Below are 12,558 nucleotides of genomic sequence, written 5' to 3' on the forward strand. Positions count from 1 at the left end.
TATGTCATCTGTCCTACAAAACCTGGCACAGGACTTCTTGTTTTCAGCAAACAAACAGATCGTTATGTGCCTTATAACATTTACCTATTTCATTTACTTATTTTATTCAAACTTCTCTTTCGCCAAGCGACCAATTTTCAGCGCTGTTTTCAACAACGCAAACTAATATATCATCGCGCCTGATTCCAATGTCTACAAGCCTCTTTGTCAGCTCTTTGTATGTTCTTTTCTTTTGCTCAAGTGAAAACATATTAACCATTGTGATTCTAATGATGATTAAATCTTGTCTGTCACGATTGTCATACGTTGGTGAAAAAATAATTTCTCCATCGTCATGTGGTCGAAATACTTGGAATAGATCGGTTGTATCCATACCCAGACCTGCAACCAGCGAATTATGAATTGTATTTGATATTTCTTTTCCTTTATCCTCAAACACAGACCTTTTTAAGTCAACTTGAATTAACGGCATATTTATCTCCTTTTTTCACTACCCATCTGCTCTTGTTTTATTATTTTAGAGCGCCAGCACTCATTCCTTTTTCAAAATTCTTTTGCATGAGCAAATAAACAATAATCTCAGGAATTGCAATTAACACAGCTGCTGCTAATATCTTCGTCTGATCATTGGTAAACTCACCCTGGAAGTATTGTGGAAGCAGTGTTACTGTCTGCTTGTCCGGGCTTTGCAAGAACAAAAGTGGCAGGAGATATGTATTCCATGAATTGATGAGTGTTAAAACAATAATAGAAGATGCAATTGGCTTTGTAAGCGGAAGGATTACATAGTAAAATGTCGAAAAAACACCTGCACCGTCAAGGCTTGCAGCCTCCATTAACTCATTCGGAATTCCACTGTCAAAATTTCTAGCAAGTAGAATTGTAAATGGCAGTTGCAATGCTGCGACAGGTAAAATTACAGCAAAAAAAGTGTTAAATAAATGCAACTGCTGGAATGTTACAAACAATGGAGATAGCAAAATCACTTCGGGTAATGTCAATGCAACTAAAATCAACCAAAAGAACACTTCTTTTCCGAATATATGTAGTTTTGCAAACCCAAAGCCAGCTGTCATACTAAATATATAAACCAACAAAATTACACCAACTGATATGATGAGTGAATTTCTAAAATAAATCGGAACAACACCTGTGTCCCATACCGCCTTATAATTTAAAAACCCTTTTCCACCGATAGAGCCAAGAAACATTTGAACAAGTGGAATCGCATAAGGTATCGTTAGTATCAGTAGAACGATTTGCAAAATGACTTTACTTTTTAAACTTCTAATTTCAAACATTTTATTTCTCGTCTCCTTTATTAATCGTATTTATAAGTATTGCACCACCGATTGCGAGTATTAGGAGCATTACTGATATTGCAGCTGCGTAGCCAAGATGGGATTGCCTTATTCCCTGTCTATAAATATATGTACCTAAAAATTCTGTTGCATGATTTGGCCCACCAGTTGTAATCAGATAAGGAATATCAAATGTTTTCAAAGCACCTATGATTCCAAGCATTGCAAGAGAAACCGTCGTGCCTTTGCAGTTTGGCAATACCATGTTCCATAAAGTTCTTAAGTTTCCTGCTCCATCTAAGCGAGATGCCTCAAGCATTTCTTTATCTATTTGACTCATTGCCGCATAATATAGAATGAAACTCATTCCTGTGAACTCCCAAATTGCAACTATCATGAGAATGAAAAGTGCTGAATTTGGTTTTGACAACCAATCAACCGTTATACCTATATGAAGTGTATCAAATATATCTTGCAGCATTCCCTGTGGAGAGAACAGCAATCGAAACACTGGTGCCATGGTCGCTGGTGCTAAAATTGTAGGTATAAAAATCAAGCACTTATGCACTGTAGCAAGCTTTACTTCTGTATGCAAAATTGCGGCAAGTATAAAGCCCAAAAAGTTTTGAATTACAAATGTAATTACAAAAAAAACAATTGTATTTCTTATCGCTTTCCAAAAAATCCAGTCAGAAAGTGCCTTAGTAAAATTGCTCATTCCTACTCTTGTCTGAACTGGATCAAGCCCATTCCAATCTAAAGTAGACAGATTAAATGTATAAAATATTGAATAATATATAATCCCTACAACAAAAATAAATGCAGGAAGGATCCACGGAAGTCCGTTTATTTTAGTGGCTTTCAATGTTTTATTCTTCTTTTTCATGTTTAAAAGTCTCCTCAACTCTAAATGATAGGGATCCTAGAAAAATAGACCCCTATCAAAATATTTTCCCTTACTTACTATCAGCTTGAGTCGTTGCAAGTTGAGCTGCACCATCTTTAGGAGTGATTGTTCCTCCTGCCACGCCAGCCAATACATCCATCATCGCTTGGTTCATATCTGCATTTATTCCTGCAAAACGAGCATTATCAACACTATTCATTGCATTTTCAAGATATTTTTTAACTGCTTCGTTTTGTTTCTCAGGATTTACAAGTTTTACATTGTCCCAATCCGGAGTTGCAGATTTTAGAGAAGGAACAACGTTTAAGGAATCTGCAATTATCTGTTGACCACTCTGGGAGGTTCCAAGCCAAACAGCAAAGGTAGTTGCAGCCTTCAAATTCTTTGATGTTGCGGACACTGCTGTTGAATAGTCTAAATCACCAAACATAGATCCTGTCTTTCCTGTTCCTGCAATATCAGGGAAATTAATCGGAATCAATGTGAACGGCTTTTCTGATGAAGATGCAGACTCAATAGCAGCCTTCATCGTATCAGGCAAAGTGTTTGATGTATACCAAGATCCCATCATAACCATAGCAGCCTTTTGAGACATAAATAAATTGTTTGCATCTGGATATTGTTGAAGACCAAGAGCACCCTTTTGCATGATTCCATCATCAAACAGGCCTTTCCATAGTTCTAATGCTTTGACAATTGAGTCGTCAGTCCATTTTACTTCACCTCTTGTTGCTTTTGTGAACGTACCAGGACTTACATTATCAGCAATTGCATGGAACGTGTCCATGTTAAATGCACCTTGACCTGCTCCCTGCACAAAACCGTCAATACCATGTTCTTTAAAAGTTTTACAAGCAGTTTTCCACTCCTCATAATTAGTAGGAACTTTTACATTATATTTATCAAAAAGATCTTGGTTAATCCAAAGATTTCCTGAATATACTGTTCCCACACCGAGTGCTTTCAACTGACCATTGACAGTCATTGTAGTGATTGATGACTCGTTGAGCTTATCTTTATAATCATCACCTAAAGCCTTTTTTACAGCGTCAGTTAAGTCAACTGCTTGACCTCCAAAAACTTTAACGCCACCATTTCCTGAACCCGCTGAAACCTCAAAAGCATCAACACCCTCGCCATTTGCTAAAGCTGGTTTAATCGCAGCGTCATAATCATCAATTGATGTTTGTTTCCACGTAACTTTGATGTTTGGATATTCTTTGTTAAATGCTTCAATATATTTTTCATTCGTTGGGGAACCTGGCGTCCACCCCCACCAAACTACTTCGCCTGATGTTTCAGATGAAGTATCTACTATCTTTTTACTGCCACTACATCCAGCCAGCACAGATGACATCATAACCATTAAAGCAACTAAACCCACTACTACAACTTTTCTTTTTTTCATTTTTTCTTCTCCTTTTCCTTCTTATTACTTGCTATAAATAAACGCTTAGAGCGTCATTAAAGCCTTTATGTAGTTGACACTGTTTAAATATTCCTCATCTGTATTAAGATGCTCAATGATAAACGGCATATCTTCATCAAAGGATAAACCATTTTTGATTAGGTGTTTGATATTTACTCCACCGTTTCCAACACTGGTTTCCTTAAAAAACAACGTATAATCGTCCTTCATCTTGACATCTTTCAGATGGCAACTTTTTATATGCTCACCTAGTTTCTCAAAGCATTCGCATATGAATTCTTCATTAAAGAAATACCTTCTTGGTGTAGTTATCCAGTTAAAAATGTCCATATGAACCCCAAATCTATCTCTGTCTACAGACTCAAGCAACTGCAGATACTCATCCGGCCCGGTCGGGAACATCCATGGCATTGACTCGATTGTAAAATACGTATTTCTAGGGTTTACCGCATCTATAATCTCCTGGATTGTCTTTACACCCAGTTCCCACGTTTCCTTTGTAAAATTATCTTTATAAGCACCATCCCAACGAGAGCCTCTTGCACCTAATATATTCACATAACAGCGAGAACCGATTCGATCAGCAAGTTCAAGCTGCCCCATGGCATACTTAATTGCCTTTTTACGTGCATCTTCATTTAAATCCAATGTATTGCGCCAAACCCCAACCTCTGCTATCACAAGGTTGTTTTCTTTTGCTTCTTTCACATACTCGTCAATCAGTGCATCATCATTTTCGAAAGTGAGTGGGAAATTTACAGTTCCAAGCCCTAAAGCTTTATGTTTCATAGCCCATTCCTTTGGACTGCTGTGTTTTAATGGTGAAGATGTCCCAAGTCTCATATTTAAATCATGCCTTTCTTTTTATAGGTAGTGTGAATTACTTATTGTAACTCTCGAGAAGCTCAACGATACATTTTAGATCCGGAGCATCAAGATAATTATATTCACCGCTGCCATCACCATAAACGCCTCTTTGAACCAGCTTTAAACCTGCAGCTTCCGCATTTGCAACAGCAGTCTTTGAATCGTTCACTTGAAACGCAACGTGGTGAATGCCTTCACCCTTTTCGTCAAGAAAGCTTCTCCATGTTGAAGGCTCCTCGTTCGGCTGAATTAATTCAAGTTGAAGTCCTGGGCCTACATCAAAGAAAGCCATCCAACAATATGCATTTGGAGCTGCTTCTCCTTGGTACTTTGTTCCTGTTATCGCATAGTCACCAATCGGTTGTGTCTCAGGGACATCAACACCTAAAAACTCAGCCCACTTTTTCTTTGTTGCCTCAACATCTTTAACGATAAATCCCACCTGTGCTACTAAATTTGTTCCTACTACTCCTGACATATTATGTCTCCTTTCAGTCTTTGCGTTATTAATTATTAAACTTCATCCATATATCCACCTGGTTTTAAAGGCTCTGGCCTCTCACAGGTAGTTTTCATTTTGTAAAACTCGCCATTTTCAGATGAAATCATCATTCCTTCTATGGCTTCGGTAATGTGCATTATCAAACTGCCATTTGCTCTATTATTCTTGTTTGCTTCTATCGCTTTCGCAAGATCAAGCACGCCTAATCCCCTTGAATAATCTTTCACTCTAGGATATAGTTCAGGCAGCTCATAGAACCTCTCTTTTCGTGCCATCGCTTCCTCTGTTTTTTGATAAACCGTGTCCGTGTACTGTTCTTTCCGGTACACGCTAGGAGTGCCGCCCCCAAAGTTCGGATCCGGATAGGTGAGCGTGCCACCATCTCCATAAATTTCAAACATCGGAAGATTTGACTTATAAATATCAAAACTTACATTAAAGTTCACAACAACGCCACTTCTCAATCTCAATATAGAAGAGTAATGAGTAGGGATCTTTACTTCAATATCAGTTCCTGCCTCTCGTCCCACATAGATATGTCTCTTATCGCTACCCTTTGCATCAAGAGCAGCAATGCTCTCTATTGGTCCTAATAGAGTTACAATCGCTGAGAGATAATATGGTCCCATATCAAATAAAGGGCCACTGTTTTTCATATAAAAAGGGGAAGGGTTAGGGTGCCAAGTTTCAACTCCGAAGGTCGTCATGTTTGCCGTAACAAAGAAAGGCTTTCCTATGAGATTAGCATCAAGATAATATCTCAAACTCTGAAGTCCTGACGCTAAAAAGGTGTCCGGTGCACAACCAACTTTAACACCCTTTGCTTCTGCTAAATCCAGCACTTCCTTTGCATCTTTTAAATTGGGTGCAAACGGTTTCTCGCTAAAAAGATGTTTACCGGCTGTTATTATCTGCTTAGCCAACTCAACATGAAACTGTGGCGGCGTGAGGTTTATTACAATCTCAACTTCATCATCCTTTAACAATTCCTCGGGCGTATATGCCTTTTTTATACCAAATTCCGATGCTAATTTTTGCGATAGCTCTACATCTATATCTGCACAAGCGATTACTTCGAGATTTTTGTAAAATGCTTTTATATCGGCAAGATATGTTCTGCTTATCACTCCAGCTCCAAGTATACCTATTTTAAATATTCGCAATGTACTGTTCCTTTCTGATTAAATTTGTGATATATACAAACCATTTTTCAATGTGTTTCTCTGTTTCTATGTTATCAATTTTACTTACATCCTTCTCTTTAAAATTTGTGTATTACCTATGCAGATATTACTATAATTATTTTTTTTGCGTATATTTTGCACATAAAAAACCCTTGAAATTCAAGGGTTTTGTCAATTCTGTATGCATATCTTCCCGTTAGACATATCAAATATTGCTATTTGCCATCATAAATGATAGACTAAACATGTACAAAACTTCACCTATATAACCAGTAAAGGAGATTTTCAATTATGCATACGAATAACTATTTTGAGATGTTGAATTTTAATAGTGGTCAGAAAATAAATGTTTCAAACAAAATCGATATGAATTTTTCTGATACGATGCATTGGCATCCTTATATTGAGATACTGGTAAGTCTTTATGATAATAATGAAGTAACGATTAATTTCACTAAACATGTTCTGAAAGCGAACGACTTTGTCATAATTTATCCTGGTGACTTGCATTCGCTTCGTCCTGTAGATGAAAATGCATTTATTCTTGTTCAGTTCCCTCTAGACTTACTGATGATTATGAGCGAATTTAACAGCAATTTTTCTGTGTTTAATCAGTATCATTGCATAAAATATGACCCATCAAATATTGATTCTGATCGAATGATTTTATTAATTAAAGAATTGCCTGCGCTTTATTATTCCCAATCACTTTTTAATGAAGTGCGTATATACTCACTTCTTCTAGAGTTTTTTGTAAAGGTTGGACGATACTGCGTCAATGCTAAGAAAGAAGAATTCTCTGGTGAAGCAAACACAGAATACAAATCCACTAAGTTAATGACAGAAGCTTGCCTTTACATATCACAAAATTGTACGAAACCCATTACACTTGATGATGTTTCTCATCACATAGGGGTAAGCAAATCTCACTTCTCGCACTTATTTAAAAAATATACGAATATGACATTTATTGATTTCCTTACTACCGAGCGTATCAAGAGGACAGAATTCTTGATATCAAATCCCAAAGCGCATATCATTGATATTGCCTTTGATTCAGGGTTTTCAAGCGTATCTTCTTTTAACCGAGCTTTTAAAAAAATTAAAGGAATTTCCCCTAGTGAATTTAGGGAGACGATGATTAATAATGACTTGCAGAGTGATTCTTTATCTCAATAACGCAACGGCTTACTGCCTCGTAAACTCGGTACATCGAGATTAATCATATCAGCAAATTGAACATCGATTACTCACAAAAGATATTCATCAACGCATATTCAATAGTTCTAAGGCTTCCTTTCTATTTTCTTTTATATTTATGCGAAAGAAGATAGAAAGGATGGCTGCTTCTGATATTACTAATACTCATATTGAAACTACCTATCAGATGTATAATAATCACAACAAGCAGATCTGACCTTAAAATGATAGACATAAAGAACAGACAAGAACTGATTGGAAATTCTACTTAGCCCTTGTCTATATGATTAATTAGTTTGTAATTATTTATCTCTGAATTCTAATTACCAGATTTTCTTTTGTAATAATTTGTCCATTGCAAATGCTCTGGGGGTTATTCATGCTCCGCGGCGATCTCCCAGATAATATGGTATTACACCTTCAAAATACCAGACAATACACCTATCGGAGCAAAGTAAACAAATACTTCGATAGGGGCTGCTGTAATTTTCTGTTGACATCATCCTTAACCATGATCAATTATACAAGTAACTATAATAAGCCCAGATATTTTTAATTGATTCAAGGGATTTACACAATGCGTACTGTTACAGTTGTTCAATTAAATACATTTTTCATCTTGTGAAATCATCTCAGACACATTTTTCATTCTTATTTATTCTATACTTTAATCACCATAATGAATTCTGTATTTTTGATATACAAAAATACTCCTTCGTTCGATAATTCTACGATTAAACGGGTTTGTTTGTATTAGGTAGTCATGGATACTTGTTAAAGATAACTCTTGTTTTTGATTTAAATATAATATGGTTTGAAGTAGTTGATACCATTGAACCCATGCGCACTTCGATGTCGGCTTACTAATTCCTGAATAATTTCCATGATGCCTACCTAAAACAAAAAGTAAAAAATTATCTTTCTTTATATATTTCTTCTTTATACCCATCTTGCTTGCTAATTCGGCTTCGCTAGAATTTTTTATCCATGTTTCAACTACATTAATCCATTTTTGTGTTTGCTCATTGTAATTATTTTTTTTACTTTTTAGGGCAAAGGATGAGTAACTGGTTGGATCTTGCCACTTAAGCTGGAACAGAGCAATTTCACCCGTTACTTTATCAACGACTGCTGCGTCTATATCTGTACTTATTTTACCTTTGCTTTCTAGTAAAATTGCGTACGGTACACAAAAAAAGCGTTTGTTATCAAACAGCAGGTATAATTGCTCTTTGAATGTCTTCTCTCTTGTATTAACATTTCTATCCCAGTCTTTTGGGTATGAATTATGTAGTCTATAGAGTGCAAAATCAAACGCTCCATCTAAAAATCCTCTAATAGATCTTATATACTGATGTTTGGACACCTTAATTAACGGAGCACTTGAAGCACTTGTATTATTATAATAGCTTTCATTCTCCGTAGTTAAGGAAAGTGTGTCTAATATTGTTTTAGCGTTTTTTATATCAGTCTTCTGGTTGCTTACAATAAGATTCACCAAATCTTCTTCAGTAAAAATACAAGTAAATAAATTTTCGTTTATCAATTTAGGATACAATGTTTTCAATACATTCACACAATATATATGCTTAATTGAATACCCAGAAAAGTCTGTAATTGCCTGCACGATATCTCCATAACGGATATTTTCAAATAGACATTCAGGAGAAAACATATCCCAATCAACAGTTTGCTTAGCATCTAAATATGCATGTTCATTAAAATATACTTCGGTTTCTATATCGTTGGCATAGCCTATAAAATGATCCCGCCAGACAAATACAGATCGTGATATCTTATCAAGGATCTCTGGCAACTTGGCATTTAACCTATCATACTCATTTTGCTGAAGCTGAGCTATTGTTTCTGAGTACCAGGTTAAATATTCTTTCTCAAGATATTCATTCCAATGATATTTTTCTTTGAATTTAATACGTACATGATTAAATAATGAGGTGTATGACAAATATCCCGCTTTCACATCATCAATCATACTTTGCATCCATCCGATAATACCACAAGAATAAATAAGTTTATTATATAATATCTTTAGCTGACCATCTATCGGTTTAAGCACAACACCGGGTAATTTTTCAAACTCTTGGTCATAAAATGTTCGAATAAATACTGGATAACTATATCGAATTATCCTGTCATAATAAGGCTTGATAAGCTTTTTCGCATCTGGACTGATGGAATCAACAAATAACTTATCATAAATTCCTATTGCACTTATGAAAAAACGTTGCTTGTCATAAATATTCCAAAAACTGCACAACTTGTTAAGGTTTTTCTCAGCATTAGTCATTATTGACTTGAAAATTTTACACTCATTTTTCATAAATAATCACCCCTATATTATTACCATAGCATATCCTTGGACGTCTTCCCATTATCACTATAATAGGTAGTTCACAATCAAAGCATTTTCATGATTTTCATTAGAACAAAGATTAGCGAATAATCTACATTCCTCATTAAGTCATCTTGCCAATTAGGCTCTTAAAAATTCATATAGTTATAATATACTTTCAAGAAGCGTAAAAAGATATAAAAACGTAGCATGTCCAAATTCAGCTTCCCTCAATTGTTTACATTCATAAAATAAATATCCATAGCACCTAGACTTAAGCAAAATGCCATCAATTATCAATTTCCTATTACGCGACATTATCACTCCCTACCCCATAAATATCACATCATTATGGTATTCAAGAAATTCTATTGACGGTAAAAACTTATCAGGTAAATTTATTTTTTTATGTTCATACGAACAAAGCCATTCCTTCGTTTCCTGATCCATCTCTGCCTTTTTGAGTTTATCCGAAATAACTATCTCATAATCAGGTCTAACTGTAATAAAGCCCTGATCAAATGCTTTGTCATGAAATGAATTTAAGCACAATCCGTTTCTAGGGTTTGTCCTCTCCGCTTTCTTGTTACTCACCTTCCATGGTTTAATATGACTAGCAATTAAAAGTCTAGGTTCAGAGATCCCAGTTATACAACACTGTCTATGATATGCAGTTAAAACGGAAGTTCTGAAGAAATACTGCCCAATTCTAGCTGTTGTTGCCATTTCTCTATCTTGTCCATATGGAAAAATATCCAACTCAAAATTTTCTATCTCTGTGTTAATAACCATATCGACAGAGATATTTTTAATATCAGCTATCGCCTTTTTTGAATCACAGATAAATTTGTATGTATCTTCTTCAAATGCTTTCCACACTAGTTTATCGTATTTATTTGAATGAGATAGTGCAACTACACCTCGTTCAATTTGCTTAGGATCATGAGCCGCAATGTTAAACATCTTTTTTGCAACAGCTCCAGGCTTTCTTTTCAAAAGCTCAGCCAACTCAATTACTTCAGTATTTCTTGCTGATATTTTAGAATAATCCGTTCTTGAATATAAGTCAAAAGCCAAGATGGTTTCTTCCCACGTCCATACCTTTCCACCATTTTCCAAACCCATGACACTTTATCACCTCATCAGATTGTTTGTGTTATTTCTTAAATCTCATATATATATCTTTCAGTGTTTCATATTCCGTATCTTGAATCCCAAGCAATCTCAATACTTGTTCTGCAACCGCTCTACCAAGTAAAGGTGGTACCGCATTTCCAATTTGCTGATATACTGAATCTTTTGTCCCATAAAAAACATAATCATCCGGGAATGCTTGTAACCTTGCAGCTTCTCTCGCGCTTATAGCCCTGTTAAATTCCGGATGAATCCACATCGACTTTCTTACATTTACCACTGTATCTGATGGTTTCTCATTCATCAACCTTTTATAAACGGTATTTTGTGTTCTACTTGGATCTTCGTATGAACTTTTTAATTCCTCTGGTAATGAATGAAAATTATCTCCAGGTGCAATTGCCTTAAATTTTTCTTTTGCCTCCTGACTACTTTCAGTGCAAACATGATTAAATATTTTATTGCTATCTTGTTTCATTATAATATACCTATAAAAAGAATTTATTGCTGGTATATATTTTTTTGTCAAAACTTCATCCATAGAACGTGTGGTGGGCTCAAATTTTTTCAAGTCATATATAGCATCTTTTACTTTAACAAACTCTTCAACATCGGTAATAAGCGCTTCAGGTGTATGTACTTCCCTGTCATTCAAATATTCTGGTTGAACTCCGATTAATAAATAGCGCTCTCTTGTTTGTGGCACTCCAAAATTTGCTGCATTTAGTACATTCCCTTCTATTTTATAGCCAAGTTTATGAAATGCTTTCTTAATAAACTCAATAACGATGTATGTTTTTAATGATATTGATATTTGCCTAGCTGAATAGGATATATCATATACAACATCCTTTTTTTGTAATTCAAGAATTCCATGAAAATAACGTTGTATATCCCAGAATTTTCGAATAACGTCATCTTCCTTCTCAGATAATACAGTAGCATTTACCAATAAATTTTCTAATACCTTATTTACTTCCAAGCAACTCTCTCTCAACCATTGAGGTTGATTCTCTGAGCAATTTAGTTTTTCTATTATCGATTCAACTTTCTTCCTATTGTCTTTTTTCGAAAGATATTTTGCAAGACTCTTCTTTTTCTTATGAAGATTATAAAGTACATATAACTCTTCTTCAGAAATAAGTGACATCCTATACTCTTGTACTTCAGCAAGGCTATCCCTCATCCCAATAACATAATCGCCATCGTATAAAGTAATAGAAGTCTCTGAAATTTTTACTTGTAGCTCGTTTTGTACATAGTCAGCATCTTCATGTGTCAAACAAAAGTGGTGCTTATCCGAAGCAATTGTCTTTACATTTTCCATAACAAATGCCTTTGGTTCTAATTCCTTTATCGCTTCGACGTATTTCTTGACTAACTCGTTACTACCGTTAATTAATTGTCTTCTCTGACGATTAGCATTAGAAAAACCCTGACAAGGCGGACCACCAATAATCACATCAACCCCACCTTTAAGTTCTTCCTTCATCTTTTTGAAATTTAGACTCATAATATCTTCATAATTCTTAATTCCTTCGTGGTTCTTTAAAAATGTTCTGGCTGCATACTTGTTATTCTCAACTATTGCCACTGTTTTGAATTGACCAGTCATTTCAAAGCCAATACTAAGCCCTCCGGCACCAGCAAATAAATCTAGTGTTCTATACATTGGTTACCT

General features: G+C 35.3%; 11 protein-coding genes. 1 reads left to right on the plus strand and 10 read right to left on the minus strand.

Annotated elements, in window-relative coordinates; genetic code table 11:
* Window positions 1–106: 106 nt before the first annotated feature.
* The 7 genes from AC6IWN_RS14140 to AC6IWN_RS14170 form a co-directional block, all read right to left on the minus strand.
* Window positions 107–472 carry a tautomerase family protein gene (locus AC6IWN_RS14140; protein WP_497988052.1) on the minus strand — a complete coding sequence of 122 codons (366 nt, stop codon included), beginning with the start codon at window positions 470–472 and terminating at the stop codon, window positions 107–109.
* Between the two features lie 40 nt (window positions 473–512).
* Window positions 513–1,301, minus strand: a complete 789-nt coding sequence (locus AC6IWN_RS14145; RefSeq protein ID WP_497988053.1) for a carbohydrate ABC transporter permease — start codon at window positions 1,299–1,301, stop codon at window positions 513–515.
* A gap of 1 nt (window position 1,302) precedes the next feature.
* Entirely contained in the window at window positions 1,303–2,187 is an 885-nt protein-coding gene (locus AC6IWN_RS14150) for a carbohydrate ABC transporter permease (protein ID WP_497988055.1), read from the minus strand.
* Window positions 2,188–2,257: 70 nt separating this feature from the next.
* Window positions 2,258–3,616 carry an ABC transporter substrate-binding protein gene (locus AC6IWN_RS14155; protein ID WP_497988057.1) on the minus strand — a complete coding sequence of 453 codons (1,359 nt, stop codon included), beginning with the start codon at window positions 3,614–3,616 and terminating at the stop codon, window positions 2,258–2,260.
* A 45-nt stretch (window positions 3,617–3,661) separates the two neighbouring features.
* On the minus strand, window positions 3,662–4,426 hold the full coding sequence (locus tag AC6IWN_RS14160; RefSeq protein ID WP_497988059.1) for a sugar phosphate isomerase/epimerase family protein: 765 nt from the start codon (window positions 4,424–4,426) through the stop codon (window positions 3,662–3,664).
* 91 nt (window positions 4,427–4,517) lie between these two features.
* Window positions 4,518–4,982: a VOC family protein gene (locus tag AC6IWN_RS14165; RefSeq protein WP_497988061.1), complete on the minus strand. Its 465-nt coding sequence runs from the start codon at window positions 4,980–4,982 to the stop codon at window positions 4,518–4,520.
* 35 nt (window positions 4,983–5,017) lie between these two features.
* Entirely contained in the window at window positions 5,018–6,169 is a 1,152-nt protein-coding gene (locus AC6IWN_RS14170; RefSeq protein WP_497988063.1) for a Gfo/Idh/MocA family protein, read from the minus strand.
* 312 nt (window positions 6,170–6,481) lie between these two features.
* Here AC6IWN_RS14170 and AC6IWN_RS14175 point away from each other — a divergent pair, with 312 nt between their 5' ends.
* Window positions 6,482–7,369, plus strand: a complete 888-nt coding sequence (locus AC6IWN_RS14175; protein WP_497988064.1) for an AraC family transcriptional regulator — start codon at window positions 6,482–6,484, stop codon at window positions 7,367–7,369.
* A 688-nt stretch (window positions 7,370–8,057) separates the two neighbouring features.
* Here AC6IWN_RS14175 and AC6IWN_RS14180 read toward each other — a convergent pair.
* The 3 genes from AC6IWN_RS14180 to AC6IWN_RS14190 all read right to left on the minus strand — a co-directional run bounded on the left by AC6IWN_RS14180 (window position 8,058) and on the right by AC6IWN_RS14190 (window position 12,549).
* Window positions 8,058–9,731: a hypothetical protein gene (locus AC6IWN_RS14180; RefSeq protein ID WP_497988065.1), complete on the minus strand. Its 1,674-nt coding sequence runs from the start codon at window positions 9,729–9,731 to the stop codon at window positions 8,058–8,060.
* A gap of 339 nt (window positions 9,732–10,070) precedes the next feature.
* Window positions 10,071–10,868 (minus strand): HNH endonuclease, encoded by a 798-nt coding sequence (locus tag AC6IWN_RS14185; RefSeq protein WP_497988067.1) that lies wholly within the window; start codon window positions 10,866–10,868, stop codon window positions 10,071–10,073.
* Between the two features lie 31 nt (window positions 10,869–10,899).
* Window positions 10,900–12,549, minus strand: a complete 1,650-nt coding sequence (locus AC6IWN_RS14190; protein WP_497988069.1) for a DNA cytosine methyltransferase — start codon at window positions 12,547–12,549, stop codon at window positions 10,900–10,902.
* Between the last annotated feature and the right edge of the window lie 9 nt (window positions 12,550–12,558).

This window comes from Variimorphobacter sp. HTMS_6, from assembly GCF_059717775.1.

What these genes read in the sequence shown, in the direction of transcription:
- AC6IWN_RS14140 (WP_497988052.1), bottom strand. Translation starts at nt 472, where the DNA reads ATGCCGTTAATTCAAGTTGACTTAAAAAGGTCTGTGTTTGAGGATAAA.
- AC6IWN_RS14145 (WP_497988053.1), bottom strand. Translation starts at nt 1,301, where the DNA reads ATGTTTGAAATTAGAAGTTTAAAAAGTAAAGTCATTTTGCAAATCGTT.
- AC6IWN_RS14150 (WP_497988055.1), bottom strand. Translation starts at nt 2,187, where the DNA reads ATGAAAAAGAAGAATAAAACATTGAAAGCCACTAAAATAAACGGACTT.
- AC6IWN_RS14155 (WP_497988057.1), bottom strand. Translation starts at nt 3,616, where the DNA reads ATGAAAAAAAGAAAAGTTGTAGTAGTGGGTTTAGTTGCTTTAATGGTT.
- AC6IWN_RS14160 (WP_497988059.1), bottom strand. Translation starts at nt 4,426, where the DNA reads ATGAAACATAAAGCTTTAGGGCTTGGAACTGTAAATTTCCCACTCACT.
- AC6IWN_RS14165 (WP_497988061.1), bottom strand. Translation starts at nt 4,982, where the DNA reads ATGTCAGGAGTAGTAGGAACAAATTTAGTAGCACAGGTGGGATTTATC.
- AC6IWN_RS14175 (WP_497988064.1), top strand. Translation starts at nt 6,482, where the DNA reads ATGCATACGAATAACTATTTTGAGATGTTGAATTTTAATAGTGGTCAG.
- AC6IWN_RS14180 (WP_497988065.1), bottom strand. Translation starts at nt 9,731, where the DNA reads ATGAAAAATGAGTGTAAAATTTTCAAGTCAATAATGACTAATGCTGAG.
- AC6IWN_RS14185 (WP_497988067.1), bottom strand. Translation starts at nt 10,868, where the DNA reads ATGGGTTTGGAAAATGGTGGAAAGGTATGGACGTGGGAAGAAACCATC.
- AC6IWN_RS14190 (WP_497988069.1), bottom strand. Translation starts at nt 12,549, where the DNA reads ATGTATAGAACACTAGATTTATTTGCTGGTGCCGGAGGGCTTAGTATT.